This is a genomic window from Pseudarthrobacter sp. AG30 (assembly GCF_003116525.1).
Lineage (GTDB): Bacteria > Actinomycetota > Actinomycetes > Actinomycetales > Micrococcaceae > Arthrobacter.
This window is the reverse complement of sequence record NZ_QEHL01000017.1, coordinates 254,300-274,007: the sequence shown is the minus strand read 5'-3', so window position 1 is coordinate 274,007 and position 19,708 is coordinate 254,300. Positions and strand designations below refer to the sequence as shown.

16 protein-coding genes are annotated in these 19,708 nt (G+C 66.9%); 8 read left to right on the top strand and 8 right to left on the bottom strand.

Going from position 1 to position 19,708, the window contains the following annotated elements; genetic code table 11:
* The first annotated feature begins 299 nt into the window (after positions 1-299).
* A complete protein-coding gene (locus DC347_RS15365) occupies positions 300-1,142 on the top strand; it encodes a triacylglycerol lipase (protein WP_109863531.1) in 843 nt (280 codons plus the stop codon).
* A gap of 93 nt (positions 1,143-1,235) precedes the next feature.
* Here the strand turns inward: DC347_RS15365 and DC347_RS15360 are convergent, their stop codons facing one another.
* Entirely contained in the window at positions 1,236-1,967 is a 732-nt protein-coding gene (locus tag DC347_RS15360; RefSeq protein ID WP_240617811.1) for a hemerythrin domain-containing protein, read from the bottom strand.
* Between the two features lie 121 nt (positions 1,968-2,088).
* Complete coding sequence (locus DC347_RS15355; RefSeq protein WP_109863530.1) at positions 2,089-3,678, bottom strand: alkaline phosphatase; 1,590 nt, start codon at positions 3,676-3,678, stop codon at positions 2,089-2,091.
* A 202-nt stretch (positions 3,679-3,880) separates the two neighbouring features.
* Between DC347_RS15355 and DC347_RS21970 the strand changes: the two genes are divergently transcribed.
* The 3 genes from DC347_RS21970 to DC347_RS15340 all read left to right on the top strand — a co-directional run bounded on the left by DC347_RS21970 (position 3,881) and on the right by DC347_RS15340 (position 9,217).
* Entirely contained in the window at positions 3,881-4,588 is a 708-nt protein-coding gene (locus DC347_RS21970) for a hypothetical protein (RefSeq protein WP_240617810.1), read from the top strand.
* A gap of 109 nt (positions 4,589-4,697) precedes the next feature.
* A complete protein-coding gene (mgtA, locus tag DC347_RS15345) occupies positions 4,698-7,445 on the top strand; it encodes a magnesium-translocating P-type ATPase (protein ID WP_109863528.1) in 2,748 nt (915 codons plus the stop codon).
* Between the two features lie 95 nt (positions 7,446-7,540).
* Complete coding sequence (locus DC347_RS15340; protein WP_109863527.1) at positions 7,541-9,217, top strand: GAF domain-containing protein; 1,677 nt, start codon at positions 7,541-7,543, stop codon at positions 9,215-9,217.
* Positions 9,218-9,245: 28 nt separating this feature from the next.
* Here the strand turns inward: DC347_RS15340 and DC347_RS15335 are convergent, their stop codons facing one another.
* The gene (locus DC347_RS15335; protein WP_165838047.1) at positions 9,246-9,929 is read right to left on the bottom strand and encodes a response regulator transcription factor; all 684 of its coding nucleotides are present in this window, start codon (positions 9,927-9,929) and stop codon (positions 9,246-9,248) included.
* Positions 9,930-10,181: 252 nt separating this feature from the next.
* Between DC347_RS15335 and DC347_RS15330 the strand changes: the two genes are divergently transcribed.
* Positions 10,182-10,886: a hypothetical protein gene (locus tag DC347_RS15330; RefSeq protein ID WP_109863525.1), complete on the top strand. Its 705-nt coding sequence runs from the start codon at positions 10,182-10,184 to the stop codon at positions 10,884-10,886.
* Positions 10,887-10,950: 64 nt separating this feature from the next.
* On the opposite strand, the gene DC347_RS15325 is transcribed toward DC347_RS15330, so the two are convergent.
* Positions 10,951-12,216 (bottom strand): NAD(P)/FAD-dependent oxidoreductase, encoded by a 1,266-nt coding sequence (locus DC347_RS15325; RefSeq protein ID WP_109863524.1) that lies wholly within the window; start codon positions 12,214-12,216, stop codon positions 10,951-10,953.
* 2 nt (positions 12,217-12,218) lie between these two features.
* Complete coding sequence (locus DC347_RS15320) at positions 12,219-12,620, bottom strand: TfoX/Sxy family protein (protein ID WP_109863523.1); 402 nt, start codon at positions 12,618-12,620, stop codon at positions 12,219-12,221.
* A gap of 353 nt (positions 12,621-12,973) precedes the next feature.
* On the opposite strand from DC347_RS15320, the gene DC347_RS15315 reads away from it, so the two are divergent.
* Complete coding sequence (locus DC347_RS15315; protein ID WP_009372930.1) at positions 12,974-13,177, top strand: cold-shock protein; 204 nt, start codon at positions 12,974-12,976, stop codon at positions 13,175-13,177.
* A gap of 205 nt (positions 13,178-13,382) precedes the next feature.
* Here the strand turns inward: DC347_RS15315 and DC347_RS15310 are convergent, their stop codons facing one another.
* Positions 13,383-13,817, bottom strand: coding sequence for a YdeI/OmpD-associated family protein (locus DC347_RS15310; protein ID WP_109863522.1), 435 nt, complete (start codon positions 13,815-13,817; stop codon positions 13,383-13,385).
* Positions 13,818-13,951: 134 nt separating this feature from the next.
* Positions 13,952-15,133 carry an MFS transporter gene (locus tag DC347_RS15305; protein WP_109863615.1) on the bottom strand — a complete coding sequence of 394 codons (1,182 nt, stop codon included), beginning with the start codon at positions 15,131-15,133 and terminating at the stop codon, positions 13,952-13,954.
* Between the two features lie 471 nt (positions 15,134-15,604).
* Here DC347_RS15305 and DC347_RS15300 point away from each other — a divergent pair, with 471 nt between their 5' ends.
* The gene (locus tag DC347_RS15300) at positions 15,605-16,558 is read left to right on the top strand and encodes a plastocyanin/azurin family copper-binding protein (protein WP_109863521.1); all 954 of its coding nucleotides are present in this window, start codon (positions 15,605-15,607) and stop codon (positions 16,556-16,558) included.
* A 190-nt stretch (positions 16,559-16,748) separates the two neighbouring features.
* A complete protein-coding gene (locus DC347_RS15295; RefSeq protein ID WP_109863520.1) occupies positions 16,749-17,573 on the top strand; it encodes an SDR family NAD(P)-dependent oxidoreductase in 825 nt (274 codons plus the stop codon).
* 400 nt (positions 17,574-17,973) lie between these two features.
* On the opposite strand, the gene DC347_RS15285 is transcribed toward DC347_RS15295, so the two are convergent.
* Positions 17,974-19,692, bottom strand: coding sequence for a phospholipase C (locus DC347_RS15285; protein WP_109863518.1), 1,719 nt, complete (start codon positions 19,690-19,692; stop codon positions 17,974-17,976).
* Between the last annotated feature and the right edge of the window lie 16 nt (positions 19,693-19,708).

Here is a 19,708-nt window from a genome sequence, read left to right as displayed (position 1 = left end):
CACCCCTCCGGCGATCTCGGCGCGAGCCGCAAAACTGCACATTTGTGCAAACGCCGCTGGGAGCCCGTCCACGCCGCGATAAGGCCAAAATAGCTACTCACCAGTAACAATGCCTGTGCCGTGGGTCATATCCGGCGTGTGCGGCCGCGCTGCAGGAAGGGATTTTGGCCGCACGTCCGTGCAGTTTCGCTGCGCAGGGAAGGCATCGCTGCAAGCATGGAAAACCTCGGCCGGTCCTCATGGATCCCCCAAAACCATGAGGCCCGGCGCCCCGCAGACTGACGAACAAAGAGGTTTCCATGTCACTCCTAACCCGGGCCCTGTCCGTTGCGGCAGCCGCCGTCCTTGCCTCCTCCCTGATGGCAGTCCCTGCCCAGGCCGTTGATGTCTCTCCGCCGGGCGCCAACGACTGGACCTGCAAGCCATCTGCGCAACACCCATATCCGGTCATCCTTGTTCCCGGCACGTTCGAGAGCATGGAGAAAAACTGGTCCACCATGGCGCCGTACCTCAAGAGCCAGGGCTACTGTATCTTCGCCCTCAACTACGGCGCCACCAACGGTGTGTACGCCACGGCTCCGGTCACCGAATCCGCGAAGGAGCTCGCCCCGTTCGTGGACTCTGTCCGCTCGGCCACCGGCGCCAAGCAGGTGGACCTGGTGGGCCACAGCCAGGGCGGCATGATGCCCCGGTACTACATGGGCTTCCTCGGCGGCGCCAAGTACGTCCACCAGCTCGTCGGCATCGCCCCGTCCAACCACGGCACCAAAGGCGTGATCCTCCCGCCGCCGGACCTGGTTCCCACTCCCGACTACACGGCCGCCGGCTGCGCCGCCTGCGCCGACCAGCAGGCAGGCTCGCCGTTCATGCAGGAACTCAACTCCATCGGCGACACCGTGGCCGGTCCCGCCTACACGGTCATCTCCACCACCCACGACGAGGTGGTCATCCCGTACAACAGCCAATTCCTGAATGGGAGTGCGCGGCAGGTCACCAACATCACCATCCAGGACAAGTGCCCGGCGGACGTCTTCGAACACGATCAAACGCCCAATGATCCCGTGGTCCACCAGCTCGTGGGCAACGCCCTGGGCCAGCCGTCCGGCCCGGCGGACCCGGCGTTCCAGCCCGTCTGCCTCTAGCCCCTGAAGCAACGCCTGACCCCTGACAGCAATAACGACGGCGGGCGGCCGGCACCCACGCCGGCCGCCCGCCGTCGTAACCGGCCAAGAGGCCTAGAGCGTTGGGGGAATGGGCCGTCCCGGAAACAGCGCGGCATACTGTTTCCGGTACATCCGCCGCCCAACCAGCTTGTAGGCAAGCCGGACGGGTGCGGGGATCTCCTTGAACAGTTCAACCTGGTCTTCCCGCGGATTCGTCGCAAGCACCATGCCGAGGTACCCCACCAGGAACTTCTTGTCGAGTTCCTGGATCCCGTGCTGGCCGACCGCGGCAGCTTCCTTCTCTGTCATCACCCTGTCCGCAACCGGCATCATCTCCGTGACCTCGCGGCGCAGATGGACATTGAGGACTCCGGACAGGTCTTCATAGCGGGCCGCGAGTTCCGCGCCGGACTCCTCATCCGCCGTCTGCATCCAGCGCAGCCGGACCGGCTCTATGGCCTGCAGCCTCTGCGTGACCTGCCTGTGCTGCTCGAGCATCTGCCCCACATGAAGTGCGCATGCCGGTGCCCGCTCCTTCAGTTGCGGGTACATCAGGAGGTCTTCGCCTTCGTGGTGGATATGCAGTACCTTGTCGAAGTTGCCCAGCACTTCGCCTACGTAGGCTGCCCGCGCAGTGTCGCCGGGGGCGGCGGAGCGCACCAGTCCCGGTGCCTCGCTGTAGGCCCAGAGGAAGAAGCGGTGGATGCGGCGCATGGCTTCGGTTCCGGTGCACAGCACCGGTCCGGGCGGCAGCGGAGCTGCGGTCTCACCGGGCTGCATGGTGAAGAAGTCGGTCATGAGCATGGCCCTTTCCAGTCTCGCGAGACTAAGGACCTCTCCCCGCGAGCATCCTAGTCCTGCGCCCCGGCGCACACAATGCGCACCGCAACGGGCTCCAGGCGGCGACGGCGTAGTTTGGGACCCGTCAGGCCCGCGCCTGCAACCCGGGACCGCCGTCGCGGATTTCGAAGGAGGCTTTCGTGGACACCGGTGCGCCGGGCGTGGTCACGTGGTCCAACACCCGGAAGTCCGCGGTGATCGCGTCCCTGGTGATGCGGGTGGCCACGTAGCCGCGGTTGTCGTTGTAGAACTTCAGGTGCGGGTTCCAGGCCATGGTGGCATCCGTGGTGGAGCCGGTGCCGTCACCGGTGGAGGTGATCGAGGTGCACACCAGTTCCGAGCCCACCACGGGGGAAGCGGGGTCCTTGTAGTCCACTTTGACGTCGTTGGCCCAGTTGCGGTGCACATCGCCCGTCAGCACCACGGCGTTGCGGACGTTCGCGTCCACCCACCCCTGGGTGATGCGGCGGCGGGAGGCGGCGTACCCGTCCCAGCCGTCCATGGAAACGTCGTCGATGTCCGGGGCCTTGTTCCGGTCGCGCTCCGCGAAGAAGACCTGCTGGCCCAGAATGTCCCAGCGCTGGGTGGAACTGCGGAACCCGTCCAGCAGCCACTTTTCCTGCTCGGCGCCGGTGATGGTCCGGTCCTCGGCAAGCCGTTCGGCCACATTCTTCTGCCAGCCGTCGCCTGCCAGCTGGTCGTCCCGGTACTGCCTGGTGTCCATCATGTGGAAGTTGGCGAGCTGGCCCCACTGGACCCTGCGGTAGATCTTCATATCCGGTCCGGCCGGCAGCGAGGACGGGCGCAGCGGCATGTTCTCGTAGTACGCCTGGAACGCGGCGGCGCGGCGCTGGCGGAAATGCTCCACGCTGTCATTGAGCTGGCCGGCGTCCTTGTTCTCCGGAACGTCGTCCGCCCAGTTGTTGTCCACCTCGTGGTCATCCCAGACCACCAGCCACGGCGCGGCGGCATGCGCAGCCTGGAGGTCGCCGTCGGCCTTGTACTGCGCGTGCCGCTGGCGGTAGCTTGCCAGCGAGACCGTCTCCGGGCCCTCGTGGTCGCGCGGGTTGCCGCCGCCGATCACGTAGCTGTCCTTTTTGTACTCGTACAGGTAGTCGCCCAGGTGCAGCACCAGGTCCGGGTGGTCCTCCGCCAGGCGCCGGTACGCGGTGAAGTAGCCGTGCTCGTACTGCGCGCAGCTGGCGAACGCCATGGCCAGCGCCGCGGGGGTCTCGTGCAGGGCGGGGCTGGTGAGGGTCCGTCCCACCGGGCTGACGTGCTTGCCGGTGCGGAACCGGTAGAAGTATTCGCGGCCCGGCTTCAGGCCCCGCAACTCCACGTGCACCGAGTGTGCGGTCTCGATCCTGGCCTGCTCCACGCCGCGGGCCACCACGCTGCGCATGCCTGCGTCCTCGGCAACTTCCCATTGCACGGCCACCGGCCGGGACGGCATGCCGCCCAGCCCGTCCTCCGCTACCGGGTTGACGGCCAGCCGGGTCCACAGGACGAAGCCGTCCGGCCAGGGCTCGCCCGACGCGATGCCGAGCATGAAGGGGTCGGTGCGGAGTCCGGCGTCGTCCGCGGTGGAAACGGCGACGGCGGCACCCGGCAATGCGGCGACCAGGCCGGCCCCGAGGCCGGCGGAGATAAGGGATCGGCGGGAAATGTTGTCCATGGCTCCCACCGTATTTCCAGCCCTTGTACAGGATTTTAGGAGCATATGAATGGCTGGTTAACGGCATGACAAGAAATGACAGCTAGTTCGGGCGGATCTCGGAAGGAGCCGCCGGACTTTAGTCCCTGTTCTGGAGTAACCCCCGGGAGTACCGTCGACAGTGGATCCTGCGACTGCGGGAACCGCGTTAGTAGGGGGCATCATGGCCAAGGCCGGGCTTTCGGTTCTCAGTGTTTTGGGGCTTACCGCCACGATCATGCTGACAGGGTGCTTTGGCCCGCCGGCCCCGTCCCCCAGCACCAGTTCCGCGGCACCAAGTACGACGACGGCCCCCACCCCGAGTGCCACGGCAAGCCCTTCCGCCGCGCCAACCTCCACAGCCGCCACCACAACGCCCGCCACGACGGCAGCCGCGCCGGGCACCACCGCCGCCGCGCCGCCGTCGTCCGCCCCTGCCAGCCCGACGGCTACGCAGGAACCCAGCCCAACCGGCCTCCCGGAGCAGGTGGGCCCGCTGACCATCTACTACGTGGCCGTCGATGACAACGGTGTGTCCGGTCCCAAGATCGGCTGCGGCGACAGCCTGGTGGCCACCACCACCGGGCCGGTCCGCTTCACGGACCAGGTGGGCCCCAGCGTCGGGACCCTGCTCGCGAACAAGAGCCGGGACGTGGGCATGTCCGGACTGATCAACGCGCTGTACCAGTCGAACCTGACGTACGTGGCCGGTGAGCTGGACGGCAGCACCATCACCATCTGGCTGACCGGGCAGTTCATGCTGGGCGGCGTGTGCGACATCCCGCGGGCAAAGGCCCAACTGGAGTACACCGCCATGGCCGCCTCCGGTGCCACCAGCGCGCAGGTGTTCGTCAACGGCCGCCCCATCGATGAGGTCCTCAGCCTAAAGTAGCGCCGTCAGCCCCGACCGCTTAAAGGCATAGGAGCACGTGCAGCGCCACTGTCGGCCCGGCGTCGTACTCTTGGATCCATCCACTACTCAAGTGTGCGAACGGACCCAGATGCCAGAGCTGAACGTGCAGGAGCGGACATCCCTCCTGCTGCCCATTACCGAGGCAGCGGGCCTGACGACGGACCAGGCACTCGCACGGCTGGGATCCGGTCCGGGTGGGCTCACCGGCGAGGAAGCGGAACGGCGCCTGGCGGAGATCGGGCCCAACGCCGTCCGCACCCACCGGGCCAACGGGTGGGCCGTGCTGGGCCGCCAGTTCGCCAGCCCCATCCTGATCCTGCTGCTCATCACCGCCGGGCTGTCCCTCTTCCTGGGGGACGCCACCAACTCGATCGTCATCGGCGTGATCCTCCTGGTCAGCGTTGGCCTCGGATTCACCAACGAGTTCCGGGCCGAGCGCGCGTCCGAGGCCCTGCACGACCGCGTCACCCACCGTGCCGTGGTGCTCCGCGACGGAGCCACCACGGAAGTGGACGTCACCGCGCTGGTGCCCGGCGACGTCGTCCATCTCTCTCTGGGTGCCATCATCCCGGCGGACATCCGCCTCCTGGCCACCGGCAACCTCCTCTGCGACGAAAGCATCCTGACAGGGGAGTCCCTGCCCGCCGCCAAGGACCCCGCCGCCGTGCAGGCCGGCGCGGCACTGGCGGACCTCTCCTCCTGCGCGTTCATGGGCACCGTCATCCAGTCCGGCAACTGCACCGGCGTGGTGGTGGCCACCGGCGGCCGGGCCGAATTCGGCCGGATCGCCCTGGGCCTGGGCGAACGGCAGCCGCAAACTGAATTCCAGCTGGGCCTCAAACGGTTCTCCTTCCTGCTGCTCCAGGTGGCCATCGGACTCACCACGCTCATCTTCATCGCCAACCTGCTGCTGCAGCGGCCGCTGATCGAATCGCTGCTGTTCTCCCTGGCCATCGCGGTGGGCATCACGCCGCAGCTGCTCCCCGCCGTCGTCAGTACCTCCCTGGCCACCGGCACCCGCCAGCTCGCGAAGCGGAAGGTCCTGGTCAAGCGGCTGGTGTGCATCGAGGACCTCGGGGACATGGACATCCTGGTCACGGACAAAACCGGCACCCTCACCGAAGGGAAGATCAGCTTCACCGCTGCCCTCCCGGCCACGGCGGAGCTGCCCGGCGACACCCTGCTCACCCTGGGCCTGCTGGCCACCGAGGCGGACTACACCGACGCGAAGCTCACCTCCGCCGGGCAAAACCCGCTGGACGCCGCCCTCTGGGACAGCCCGGGCGCCTCCGGGTTCGACCCCGGCCGTTACGAGCGGCTGGACATGATCGGCTTCGACCACCAGCGCCGCCGCACCACCGTGCTGGTGCGGGAAGCCGGCGGGCCGCCGCAACTGGTCACCAAGGGCGCCCCCGAGGACGTCCTCGCCCTGTGCGGCCCGGTCGCCCCGGCCGTGCAGGCCCTGCTGGATGAACAGTTCGACGCCGGATCCAGGGTGGTGGCCGTCGCCACCCGCCCGGCCGACGGACCGGGCACGCTGACCGCGGCCGATGAACGCGGCCTCACCCTGGCGGGTTTCCTGGTATTCCTGGACCGGCCCAAGGCCAATGCCCGGCAATCGCTGGACCGGCTGGAGGAACTGGGCATCTCGGTCAAGATCGCCACGGGTGACAACGCCAAGGTGGCCGAGAAAGTCTGCGCCGACTTGGACGTCATCTCGGGTGGCACACTCACCGGGGCGGATATCGACGCCCTGTCCGACGCCGACCTTGCCGCCTCCGCCCGGACGGCCACCATCTTCGCCCGGGTATCGCCCGAACAAAAAGCCCGCATCATCGCCTTGCTGCGCCAAAGCGGCGGCTCCGTCGGGTTCATGGGCGACGGCGTCAACGACGCCCTCGCCCTGCACAAGGCGGACATCGGCATCTCCGTGGACAGTGCCACGGATGTCGCCAAGGACGCGGCCGACGTCGTCCTCCTGGACAAGGACCTCGGCGTCCTGGCCGAAGGGGTGATGGAGGGCCGGCGGATCTTCGCGAATACCATCAAATATGTCCTGATGGGCACCTCCAGCAACTTCGGCAACATGTTCAGCGCCGCCGTCGCGTCCGTGGTGCTCAGCTTCCTGCCCATGCTCCCCGGCCAGATCCTGCTCAACAACCTGCTGTATGACAGCGGCCAGCTGGCCATCCCGGGCGACCGCGTGGACAAGGAACAGCTCCGCGCCCCCTCGCACTGGAACATCGCCTTCATCCGCCGGTTCATGTTCCTCTTCGGGCCCATCAGTTCGCTGTTCGACTTCGCCACGTTTGCCCTGATGCTGTTCGTGTTCGATGCCGTACCGGGGGAGTTCCGGGCCGGCTGGTTCATCGAGTCCATCGCCACCCAGACCCTGATCATCTTCGCCATCCGCACCCGGCGCGTGCCGTTCGTGCGGAGCCGGCCGTCCGCCGGGCTGATCACGGCGTCCCTGGGCGTGGTGGCGTTGGGCATCCTCCTGCCACTGTCTCCGCTGCAGGGCGTGCTCGGGTTCGATCCCCTTCCCGTCCCGTTCTTCCTTGCACTGCTGGGCATGATCGTCCTGTACCTGGTGCTGGTGGAGATCGCCAAGGCGTGGTTCTTCGCCCGCGCCGCCCAGCAGGTGCCAACTGTCCCGGTCCGGCGCCGGGCGGACACCCACCACATCGCCCGCCGCGCCTTCCGCTTCAGCATCCCCGTCAAGGTCCCCCGGATCACGGCCGGCCCCGGGGGACACCGGCGTCCCGGGAGGCGGCGGACGGAGCGGATCCGATCCGCCTCGCCAGAACAGGGAACGATGCGGCGCTCCGGGGGCTAACATGGCTGGAAGAGGGATTTTAAGCTGTCTCATATGGATTCAGGCGATGAAGTCCGCCATGGATCATGCTGATCATTTGACCGAGGTGTCTCACAGTGTGGCGTGAACCGATCAGGCGGCGGACCCGCGAACTTCTCCGGGAGTTCGTGGACAGGGCGGACGAGCTGGTACGGACCCAGGAGCATGTCGAGGGGCTGCTGGGGGCCGTGGTGTCCCTTTCGGAGGACCTCAGCCTCGAAGCGGTCCTTGACCGGGTAGTGCAGTCGGCGTGCGAACTCGTCGGCGCGCGGTACGGGGCCCTTGGCGTCATCGGCGACGACCAACAGCTCAGCCACTTCGTCACCGTCGGCATTGACGACGATGGCATCCGCGTCATTGGTGACCTCCCCACCGGCCACGGGGTCCTTGGGCAGCTGATCCGCGAACCAAAGCCCTTGCGGCTCCATGACCTGGGCGAGCATCCGATGGCTGTTGGCTTCCCGGCCAACCACCCGCCCATGAAGACTTTCCTGGGTGTCCCGGTCCGGGTGCGGGACACCGTCTTTGGGAATCTGTACCTGACCGAGAAGATCGACGGCCAGGATTTCACTGCCGAGGATGAAGACCTGGCAGTCGCGCTCGCCTCTGCGGCAGGTGTGGCGATCCAGAACGCGCGGTTGTACGAGGACAGCAGCAGCCGCCAACGGTGGCTCGAAGCAGGGATCGAGGTCAGCGACCGGCTGAAGGCCAGCCCGCGCTCCGACACCGAGAATTTGGAGATGATCGCGGAAGGGTCAATGCACGCGTCCGCCTCCGCGTTGGCCCTTATTGCATCGGTTGCGGGGGACGGAAGCCTCAGATGCCGGACCTCCCTGGGGGTGCAATCGATACCCGCAGGGCAGGAACTCCCGCCCGCAGCAGTCTTCAGCCAGGTCCTCTCGTCCAGGCAATCGAAGTCCTTCACCGATCCCCGGAAGGTATTCGACCCGGAATCGGCAGAAAAACTCGGCCCTGTCCTGGTGGCGGCCCTGGGCAGCGACACGGACGGCCAGCGTGACACGGTGCTCATCCTGGCCAGGGCTGCCGGCGGAGCACGCTACACAGACCTGGATCTTGAACAAAGTGCAGTGTTCGCTTCCCGGATCGGGCTGACGCTTGAACTGTTGAAGGCCAATCAGCTGCGGGAAGAACACGCATTGTTCATCGACCGTGAGCGGATTGCGGCGGACCTGCACGACCTCGTCATCCAGCGGCTGTTCGCGGCCGGACTCAGCATCCAAAGCCTGCGCCGCTACACCTCTGACCCGGATGCCCATGAACGCCGTATTGCCGGCATCACCGCAGAGCTTGACGACTGCATCCACCAGCTCCGCGACACCATTTACTCGCTCCAGGCCAGGCAACCCGACCGGGAACTGCTCAGCGGGCGGGTTCTGCGCGCCGTCCTGGAAGCCGCCAACGCCGCCGGATTCCTGCCGAGAGTCCAGCTCTCCGGACCCATCGACCTGGTGGGGGATGAGGTTGCCGAGCAGCTCCTGCCGGTGCTGACCGAAAGCGTCAGCAACGCGGTGCGCCATTCCGGCTCCGAGGATATCCATGTGCTGCTGGCCGCGCAGGACGGCGAAGTTGTCCTCACGGTGCGCGACCAGGGGAACGGGTTCGACCATCCTGTGAGGGTCAGCGGGTTGGAGAACATGAAGACCCGTGCCTCACGCCTTGGCGGGACCTGCGTCGTTGACAGCGCCCCGGGGAAGGGCACCAGCGTGGTCTGGACGGTGCCCGTGGTGGTGTGAGGGCCGCCGTGTGCGGGTGTGCGGGCCGTCAGGACACCACCTCCCAGGCCCTGGGGATAGGGGCCGGGATCAATGGGTTCCGGCGCCGGAAACCCAGCTTCTGCAGGACAGAGGACACGCTGCCGATGACGGCATCGTCGGGCAGCCGCAGCTCTTGCCCGATCTGCCCATTGGTCAACCCCCTCGCCATGAAGGCGAGCACGTTCCGTTCCACGTCAGTGAGACTCTTCAGCCACGATGCGTGGGACGCGGCGTACAGGCTTTCGGCTACCCTCTCCCTGAGATCGGTGGTGAACAAGGTGTCGCCTTCGGTGGCCCGCCGGATGCGGCTCAGCAGTTCCTTGTGGTCCTTTACCTGTTTGAGGAGGTAACCGGAGGCGCCTGCCAGAACCGTGGCGCGCGCCGCATGCTGTTCGTCCCAGCCGGTCAGGATCAGGGATTTCACCGCCGGGGCTGTCGCGCGGAGGTCCCGGCAGACCTCTATCCCGGTACCGTCCGGCAGCCGGTCGTCCAAGACAGCCAGGTCCGGGCTCAGGCTGGGGATGAGGCGGCATGCCTCCGCCGCCGAACCACTTTCTCCGGCCACGGCGAAGCCATCGTTTTCGAGCAGGTCCCGAAGGCCCCGCCGCACCGGTTCGTGGTCGTTGAGGATGAAGATCCGGGCGGACCCGGGGGACCGGAACACATCCCGGGGTGCTGCGGGTGTTTCCATCTGTATGCTCTCGTCGGCTCGTGGCCCTTCCCGGCCGCCGGTTCGACTCAGCCGCCCCTGGTGGAAGGAACCTCAATTATCATCCCGCAGCATCGTCCCCAGCTGGCAGGGTCCAAAGTCCATAGCCGGTTTCTTCACCGATCAAGAGGGCGGCAAGCGGGGGCTTTGTGCCCTGTTTCGGCCTGTGCGGCCGCCCTAGCCTGAGATGAGCAGGGCGGTGCCGCGCCGCCTGCCTGATCCGGGAGGCGCACGGTGAAATCGACAAATGCAAGCATCATCGCAGGCATCGTCCTCATCGCGTTGGGTGGGTTGCTGCTGCTGGACCGGCTTGGCGTCACGGACAGCGGGGCCTTTGTGGCACCACTGATATTCGCGGCGGTGGGGGTCCTGTTCGCTTCCCTGTTCGTGCGACGCCGGGAAAACTGGTGGGCGGCCATCCCGGGCTCGGTCTTCCTTGGGCTGGCGGCCGTCATCGTCGCGACCCAACTGACGGACGGTGCCTGGGGCGCGGCCTTCCTGTTCGTCTTCATGGGCGGTGGATTCGCGGCCGTTTACCTGCGGGAGCGCGCCAACTGGTGGGCCCTGATCCCGTCCGGAGTCATGTTCACCCTGGCGGCCATCGTGGCCCTTCCGCAGGCGATGCAGGGCACCCCCACCGCCGCCGTGCTTTTCCTCGGCCTGGCAGCCACGTTTGGCGTGCTGTCCCTGGTTCCGGTCCATGCAGCGGGCCCTGCCGGCAACCAGGCGGAGCGGATGAAGTGGCCGCTGGTCCCGGCCGGAATCCTCGCGGCCATGGGCGCAATCTTCATCCTCCAGTCCGCGGCGGTGCTCATCCCGTTGGACTTCGCGTTCCCGGCGGTCATGATCCTGGCAGGGCTAGCCTTGATGATCTACGCCTACCTCGCCCACCGCGACGGACGGCAGAAGGCGCACGGTCCTGGCCCCACGGCAGGGTAAGGATCAGCCGGCCGCTCCATCCGGAGCGGTGGCCAGTTCAAGCAAGGTCGGGCTGTGGATCCGGTCAGCCCCGCGCTGCCAAGTGTTCAGTCACGTACTCGGCGTCCGGGCCCACCCCCACCAACGTGGCGGAAATATGCCGGGTAAGCCAGGGAAGCCCGACGGCGTACAGGCCCGGGTGCTCCGTCACGCCTTTGCTGTGGCGCGGGTAGTTCCACTCGTCCAGGAGCGGAAGGTCCAGCATGCTGAAGTCCAGCCCATACCCGGTGGACCAGACGATGGAGGTAATTCCTTCCTCCCGGAGGTCCAGGCGGGAACCCGGCCCGTCCGGCTGCCAGATGTCCTGTTCCGCCGCCTCGGCCTCGGGGGCGTCGATCCCCGCGGCGTCGATGTAAGCGTCAAAGAGCTTCTTGAACCGCTGGCCGAACCCCGCCTCCGCGGCAGCCAGGCGCTGGGCGAGGTCGTCAGTGAAGACGGGGACACCGTCGTCGACCCCCTCAAACCGGCCGTGCAGCCGGACCCCGCGCCGGCCCAGTCCGCGCAGCCGGACGCTGTGCCCGCCCCCGGTGCCGGACAGCAGCGGGTTGCACAGGAACCGCCCGGCGGGGGAGGGCAACTGGTCCACCAGCAGCGCGTTGATGCCGAAGTCGGGGCCATGGACGTTTACCTCCCAGATCCAGTGGAAGATGTCCTGGCCGCGGTAACGGCGCGGTGCCTCCGGGCAGGACGACACGGACAGGTGCACGGTCCGGCCGGCGTCGAGCAGGTCCTCCGTGATCTGGCCGCCGGACTGCCCCGTCCCCACCACCAGGACGGCCCCGGGCGGCAGTTGGTCCGGGTTGCGGTAGTCATGGCTGTGCAGTTGCAGGACCTCCGGGGAGATGCCGACGGCGGCGGCAGGGATCCGCGGGCGCTGGAACGCGCCGCTGGCGAGCACCACATTCCGGGCCGTCCAGGTGCCTTGGCCCGTCAGGACGTCGAAGCCGCCTTCCGTCGGGGTGATCCGGGTAACCCCGGTGTCCAGTTCCACCGGGGCCTGGATGTCCCTGGCATAGCCGCGGAAGAACCCGATGATGGCTTCCTTGGTCAGGAACCCGTCCGGGTCCGGCCCTGCATAGGGGGACCCAGGCAGGGCGACGGAGAAGTTCGGCGTGTTCAGGTAAAAGGAATCCCACCGGTCCTGCCAGGCGCCGCCGAGGGCGGGCCGCTGTTCCAGGATGCGGTGTTCCACGCCGCGCTGCGCCAGCCAGTAGCTGGTGGCCAGGCCCGCCTGGCCCGCACCCACCACCAGGGTGTTGGTGTCCCGCCGGGGAACTGCGGACGCGGACACGGCTACCGCGCCGCTGTCCCGCGGCCGCCGGTCCGGGGCGCCCGGGTTTTGGGTTCCTTGGGCGGCAGGGTGGCTACATAGTCCAGGGCTTTCCCGGCCCAGGCACGCGCCCGGGTGTCGTCGCCGTCGCCCTCTTCGTTCCAGACTTCAGGCAGCCCGGTGTAGCCGCCCATGGGCCGCTCCGCGGGCCCGAACGGAACTGTCCGCTCGGAGGACTCCAACAGTTCCTTGTCCTCGCGGGAGAGCTTCAGCCCGATGGTGGAGCCGAACAAGCCCGCGAACATGTTGCCGTTGACGAACGCGCCAAGGTTGCCGAACATCGGCTTCACCACCACGCCCGGATGGTCCGGCACAAGGCGCCGGAAGCGTTCCTTTTCTTCCTCCGTCGCTTTGGGCATTTCCATGGCGTGACCTCCCGGTGGCAGCGTGGTTGTCCGCGGATATGGATGCAGGATATGCCTGTTTGGAACACTGGTCGAGGGGCGGCTGCCCTCCGTTTCGGCGGCCCATTCGTCGGGGGACACTCCGGCAAGAGTCCGGTCCCGGATGACGGCGTACGGCGGTGGCCCCGGCTTAATTAGGCGTGGGCCGAATCTCCTGTAGTGTTGAACCTGTTGTTGTGTTTATGCAGTTGGTAGTTCAGGCAGTACGCGCGGTCGAAAGTCCGTGTTCTTCTGAAGTAGCGGTTTTTGAACACCCCACACCGGAGGGCCCGAAAGTCGGGATTTTCCCTCCACCTTCACGAAGGACAAAAATAATGGCTACTGGTACCGTCAAATGGTTTAACGCTGAAAAGGGCTTCGGCTTCATCTCCCCGGACGACTCCTCGCAGGATGTTTTCGCGCACTACTCCGCGATCAACTCCAACGGCTTCCGCTCCCTCGAAGAGAACCAGAAGGTTTCCTTCGACACCGAGCAGGGCCCCAAGGGTCCCCAGGCCACCAACATCCAGGCTCTCTAATTTCTTAGGGTTCCGGGACCGTTAGGTTTCCAAGCAGGGCTTGCCGTCACCGGCAAGCCCTGCTTTTTGTTAACCCGGGTGTGCGAACTCCCGGTGCCTTCTGCGGCTCACCGGCCGCCCGTGCGGTCCGGGACGCCCCGCCGTCAGTGCCGCCCAGGCTGGCGGATGCGCCCGGTCCGCCGTTCCGTGGCCGGGCAGCGGTGGGCTATCCGAGTTCGGCGAGGACCGCGGCGATCCTGCGGGAGCGCGTTTCCTCGGTGCGCGCGCCGGTCACCGCGAGCACATGGCGCCGCTGGTTGCTGTAGGAGAGGGACTGGAAGCGTTCCGCCGCGGCTGAATCCGCAGCGAGGGCGGCGGCAAGGTCCTCAGGAACATCCACCGAGCGCGGCTTGTCGTCCGCAGTGAGCTCCACTGTGACTTCATCGCCGGCCTTGATGCCGGCGAGCTTGCGGATCTCCGAGCTCACCGGGACCTTGGGCTCGCCCTTCATGGTGGCCACCGTGCTGGGATAAGTAACCCCGTTGATCGTGACCTGGACAGGGAAACGCTTGCCTCCGCCGAGGGCGGCGACGACGTCGTCGGGGACGCGGATTCCGGTGGCGGTGGCGCCGTCGAGCTGGAGGATGGTCGTGAACTTCATGGCTGGCTCCTGTCAGGCTTGCGGGCAGGGAATGCTGCTGGAACCAAGTTCAGCATGGAGCACGCCGCCATGGCCATCAATATCCACGCTTTTCAAGAATTGGGAGCCGCCGGGCCGGCACCCGGCCATGCAGCTTACGGTGCTCCCCCGCGACGCGACGATTCCCGTGGACCTGCCGGGTAGCCGCCCTTGCCGCTGGCTGCAATGATGGCCAGGGCCGCGGCCACCGGGATGGCGGCGGCGTACGGCACCAGGCCGGCACCGAACGCAGTGAACGCAAGGCCGCCGTAGGAGGCGCCGACGGCGATGCCCAGTTGGATGGTGACCACCGTCAGGCTGTTGGCGGCGTCCCGGTGCTTGCCTCCCGCGCGGAGGATCGCTGCCTGGTTGTAGATGCCGATGGCGCCAAACGCTATTCCCCACAGTGACAGCAGGACCATGGCTCCGGGCCAGGTGGCGCCCAACAACGGGAGCAGGCCGAAGACCGCCAGCAGTCCGGCCACCGTGACGAGAAGGGAGCGCCGTGGCCTGGAATTGGTGGTGACGCCCGCGATCCAGATTCCCACCAGGCTGGCCACTCCGATGACGGACAGCGAAATGCTGACCGCGCCGGCCGGCAGTCCGGAGGCCAGCAGGAACGGCGCGATGTAGGTGAACAGCGTGAAGTGCGCCAGGACCAGGAGCGGCCATGCAACGGCAACAGCAATCACTCCGCGCACGGCAAGGGCCGCACGCAGCGACGGCCGTGCTTCCCGCCCGGAATCCGTGGCCGCCGGCAGCAGGTACATGGCGAGCAATGCGAGGAGGGCCGCGATTCCGGCCAGGGCCAGGAATGAGCTGCGCCAGGACAGCACGGCACCCATCATGGTGCCCAGCGGCGCACCGACGGCCAAGGCAATGCTGTTGCCGCTGAACACGATGGCCATGGCCTTGCCCACGGAATGCGCCGGCACGATTCTCGATACGTAGGGCGCCATGCTGGACCACAGGAGCCCGTGGGCCACCCCGCCCAGGAGCCTGGCAGCAATGGCCAGCGGCAGCGTGGGGCTGGCCGCGAGCAGCACGTTGCTCAGGCCAAACGCCAGGATCGTGGCGATCAGCAGCGTCTTCCGGGGGATGCGACCGGCGAGCAGCCGCGAGAGCGGGAGCGCCGTGAACACGATGACGGCAGCGTAAACCGCTGTCAGTGTGCCCACGGCTGATTCCTGGACGCCAAGGTCGCGGCTGATTTCCGGCAAGAGGCCCGAGGGCAGCAGCTCGGTGGTGACCGCGGTGAAGCCTGCCGCGGACAGGACAAGAAGCCCCGCGCGGGGGATCCTCGCGGGGCGCCCCGGAACGGGGACACCCGCCGGCCCGGTGGTTGGTTCCGATGCCGGGCCTGCGGACGATTCGGTCTGCAACTCGTTGTCTTCCTTGGGGACTGCCACGCCTACAACCCAACCAGCTAATGCGGCAGCGATGGGAGTCCCTGCTGGAACCCCCATCCGCCGAAGGTTTTCCTTCTCGACAAAGTTCGGTTGAAGGAGCAATCTAAAAGGTGCGGGCCTCTGCCGCGTGGCAAGCCACGGCGGCGGCGCGTGGACAAACCATATTCAACCTCTGCGACACCAGTTGGGGTGGTGCATGTCCGGCGTGTTGATGCGCCGGAACCGGGTCCCGTGCTCCCCAGCCCGGGCGTCCGGCACCTTTTACTCCGAAATCAGTGGCCTGTTTGGCCCGTGGGTTGAGTTGAACCGGCCACCGCTGCATCGGCTTTTCGGCCGAATACCGTTCAAGAGAGCGTTGCCATGAAGCAAAACCGGGGAAACACCACAAGATTCAACAAACTCGCATTTATTGTCGCATTCGCCGTTGCGCTGCTGGCCTCACTGGCCGCTGCCGGTCCGGCATCGGCCAGCGGCTGGGGCCATCGGACCTGGCAGGTCCAAGTGGGCTCCGAGTCCCGTGACCAGGAAATCCAGGGAATGTCGTTCCTCCCTTCGGAGATCTTCATCAATGAGCATGACACCATCGACTGGGCGGCAAACGCCGCCGAGATCCACACGGTGACATTCCTGGCGGCCGGCCAGTCGCTCCAGCCGTTCAATCCGTTCAACGAGGATGAACTTCTCAAGCGCGGAGGGGACAGCTACGACGGGCACTCGTACTACAACTCAGGCCTCCTTTCGAACGTGGAGGTGCCCGGGTTCCCTGTCACGACGAGCTACAGCCTGACCTTCCCGCGGGAGGGCGACTTCACCTACTACTGCCTGGTCCACGGCGAGATGATGAAGGGGACCGTCCACGTCCGCGAGCAGGGCACGGATTATCCTTACAGCCAAGCGGACTACAACAAGGCATCACGGGCCCAGGCGCGGGCCATCCTTCGGGACGGGCACCAGCTTGACGCCTCGCTGGCCGAACAAGCCAGCAACCACAGGGTCCTGGCAGGCGGTGACGACGGCGTTGCAATGGTCATGCGCTTCGTCCGGCCCAGCGTGACGGTGCATGTCGGCGAAACAGTGGTGTTCGCCAACACCGGCATGGGAGCACCCCACACGGTCACCTTCGGCACCGAACCGGCGAATGTCTTTGCGCCGTCGGGTACGCCGTCCAACTTCACCGGTGGCGACCTCAACTCCGGCATCATTCCGCCGGGCGGGGAGTTCTCGGTGACCTTCAAGACGGCAGGAACGTTTAAGTACATCTGCGCACTCCATGACTTCATGGGAATGGTGGGCCAGGTGCGGGTGGTCGACTGACACCATTGACTGACACCAACTGACGGATGCGCTGGCCCGGCCGAAGCGGAGGCTTCGGCCGGGCCAGCCGCGTTTCAGGCCGTTTGGGAAGTCCCGCCACCTGCAGTCCGGGGAACACCTGGCGCCCCGCCATCGTTGTTTCTCTTGGTGTGCCCTCCCGGTGCGCCGCCCGCCGACCGAAGGACACCCCTTGACTCCTCGCACCATCGTGATCACCGGCGCCAGCGACGGCATCGGCGCGGCAGCCGCCAGGACGCTGGCCAAGGCAGGGGAGCGGGTGGTCGTCGTCGGCCGGTCTGCGGAGAAGACCCGCGCCCTGGCTGCTGAGATCGGCGCGGACCACCACCTCGCCGACTTCGCCGACCTGGCCCAGGTCCGCGCGCTGGCCGACACCCTGCGCTCCACCTATCCGCACATCGACGTCCTGGCGAACAACGCCGGCGGCATGATGGGCAAGCGCACGCTCACCGTGGACGGCCACGAGCTGACGTTCCAGGTCAACCACCTGGCGCCGTTCCTGCTCACCACCTCCCTCATGGACACGCTGACCGCCAGCCACGCGAAGATCATCAACACCGCCAGCGCCGCGAACTTCTCCGGCAAGGTGGATTTGTTCGACCTCAACGCCGAGCACGGGTACCGCACCTTCCGTGCCTACGGCACCGGCAAGCTGGCCAACATCCTCTTCACGTCCGAGCTGCACCGCCGCTTCCACGACCAGGGAATCACGACGGCGGCCTTCCACCCGGGCGTGGTCCGCACCAACTTCGCGGCGGGTTCCAGCAGCCCGTTCCGGCATTTGTACAAGAGCGTGGCCAACCGCTTCATGCTCAGCCCGGACCAGGGTGCCGACACCATGCTGTGGCTGATCAACGGGACGGCCGGCACCGACTGGATCTCCGGGGCCTACTACGCCAAGCGGGCCCTGGCCAAAGCCAACCGCCAGGCGTATGACGCCGATCTGGCACGGGGGCTGTGGGAGAAGAGCGAGGAGCTGGTCAAAGCCGCCGCCTGACCCGCGGCTCGGGCCGTGGGGCCTACTCGCATCCCACGCCGTCGTGGTCCGCGTCCAGTCCATAGATGTCGCGGCCGATAACCTGCACCGGGCCCCGGACGTAGGCGGGTCCATTGCCGCCGCCGCGGCGGCAAGCTTCTCCGTTAAACGCTTGGACTGGGTGGCTTCGAGCCCCGGGACAGAAATGCACGCCGTACTGGCAATGGGTGTTGCCCGGGGGTTCCAGTGGCGGATTCTGTGACCGGCCCACTGCGGAACCGGAGATGTCGGACGACGCAGAAATGCGCCACTTATCAGCGCCCTGGCAGGTCATGGCCCCACGAAGACGGGTGCCATGTCCTGACCTTGGCTGATAAGTGACGCATTGCCGGCGCCGCGGACCTTAGGCCTCGCGGGACGGTCAGTGGCCGGAGTTGTCCGCTCCGCCGCCCTGGACGTTGCCGTTGTGGCTGATGGAGGCCACGGCGCCGGACTGTTCGTCCAGCAGCACCTTGTCGTTGCGCTCGTGGTGGAAGTTGAACATCGCGTCCACGGATCCTGCCGTCGCGTCGGCCGAGGAGTCACCGATCTGGCCGGTGTGCCAGTTGTCCTCGATGAACCGCAGGATGGAGGCCTGGTCCGTCTCGGTGTGGTCCACGAAGTTCTTCTTCGCGTACGGGGAGATGACCACCAGCGGCTGGCGGGGGCCGGGGCCGCACCGGTCGGCGTAGCCCCCTGCCACCGGCACACCGTTCGCTGCGGCATTCAAGCACCATGCGGCGTCGTCGGATCCGGTGGAGGCGTTCTTCGGCTGGGCGGCGACGTGGTCGTACCAGCCGTCGGAGTCGTCATACGCGAGCACGACGGCGGTGTTGTCCCAGTTCTTGGACTGCTGGATCTGGTTGACGGTCTTGGTGATGAAGTTCTGTTCGTCCACCGGATCCGAGTACGCGGCGTGGCCGTCCTGGAACTCGGAGGCCTTCAGGAAGGACACGGCAGGCATGTTGTCGCTGTCCACCACCTTGCTGAAGTCGGCGAGGTCGTACTGGTGGTTGGCCTGGCCGTTGTGCCCGATTTCCGCGTCCGAAGCGGGCGGAAGGTGGTGCGGGTTGGCGGTGGAGGCGTAGTACTGGAACGGCTGGTGGTGCGGGGAGTAGTCCACCACGGAGGCGCCGGCGGCGTTGGTGTGCGCGGCCAGGCAGGATGCGGGAGCGCTGCCGGTGGCCGCGGTGGTGGGGGCGAAGCCGCCCTGGAACCAGCCCCAGGATGTTCCCTGGGCGTTGAGCAGGTCGCCGATGTTCCGGCCGGTCATGCCGGCAAGGTTGTTGGCCTTGGCGTGGCTGCTGTTGGAGCAGTCGTCGTAGACAGGGTCGGGGTCGTTGATCACGGTGCCCGCGCCGTTGGCGTCCGGCTGGCGGACGGCGCTGCTCCCGGCGGCCGGTGTGGCCACGGGTGCCCCGGCGGCGTTGTATTCCTTGACGCCGTGGGTTTGGCCCGAGATCAGGTTGAGCGCGCCCGGAGTCGAGGGGCCGAAGACGGTGCTGAAGTGGTTGTCGCTCATCGCGTAGTTCTGGGCGTAGTTCCACATTCCGGTGACGGTGTTCCCGTCGTAGTAGTCCATGGTCAGGCCGGGGCGTCCGTACTGGTTGGTCCCGCACGCGTCACGGCTGGTGAACTGGACGAACTTGTCCATCGCGCCGCCGTTGTAGGCGTTCTGTTCGGCTTTGTAGCCGTGGTCCTGGTCGCACGTGACGGCCTGCATCGGGGACAGCCGCGAGGGCTGGACCGAATTGGGGTTCTTCGGTGCCAGCAGTCCTGCATTGGCCAGGGTGTTGATGTCCTTGGGCGTGTCCGTGGACGCGGTGAATTTGGCCGCCGGGGCACCGGAGCCCTGCTGGGTTTCGCCGGGGGTGTTGGCCGCGTTGGGGTAGGTGGCGAAGTAGTGGTCGAACGAAACGTTCTCCTGGAAGAGCACCACGACGTGCTTGATCGGCGTCGCCGTGTCGTTGTGGGTGCCGGCGCTCGCCGGGGCGGCGCCGAAGCCGACCAGTCCGGCCGTCAGGGCGGTGGCCGCCAGGGCGGCCGCACCGGTGGCGGCGGTGACGCTCTTCCTGGTGAATCTGGGTGCCGGATAAGGCATGGGGTATCCAATCATT

Bases quoted from the DNA above. Each gene is read 5' to 3' on its own strand.
- mgtA (WP_109863528.1), top strand. From the start codon at position 4,698: ATGCCAGAGCTGAACGTGCAGGAGCGGACATCCCTCCTGCTGCCCATT.
- DC347_RS21970 (WP_240617810.1), top strand. From the start codon at position 3,881: ATGGCCAAGGCCGGGCTTTCGGTTCTCAGTGTTTTGGGGCTTACCGCC.
- DC347_RS15315 (WP_009372930.1), top strand. From the start codon at position 12,974: ATGGCTACTGGTACCGTCAAATGGTTTAACGCTGAAAAGGGCTTCGGC.
- DC347_RS15310 (WP_109863522.1), bottom strand. From the start codon at position 13,817: ATGAAGTTCACGACCATCCTCCAGCTCGACGGCGCCACCGCCACCGGA.
- DC347_RS15360 (WP_240617811.1), bottom strand. From the start codon at position 1,967: ATGCTCATGACCGACTTCTTCACCATGCAGCCCGGTGAGACCGCAGCT.
- DC347_RS15365 (WP_109863531.1), top strand. From the start codon at position 300: ATGTCACTCCTAACCCGGGCCCTGTCCGTTGCGGCAGCCGCCGTCCTT.
- DC347_RS15285 (WP_109863518.1), bottom strand. From the start codon at position 19,692: ATGCCTTATCCGGCACCCAGATTCACCAGGAAGAGCGTCACCGCCGCC.
- DC347_RS15300 (WP_109863521.1), top strand. From the start codon at position 15,605: ATGAAGCAAAACCGGGGAAACACCACAAGATTCAACAAACTCGCATTT.
- DC347_RS15335 (WP_165838047.1), bottom strand. From the start codon at position 9,929: ATGGAAACACCCGCAGCACCCCGGGATGTGTTCCGGTCCCCCGGGTCC.
- DC347_RS15355 (WP_109863530.1), bottom strand. From the start codon at position 3,678: ATGGACAACATTTCCCGCCGATCCCTTATCTCCGCCGGCCTCGGGGCC.
- DC347_RS15320 (WP_109863523.1), bottom strand. From the start codon at position 12,620: ATGGAAATGCCCAAAGCGACGGAGGAAGAAAAGGAACGCTTCCGGCGC.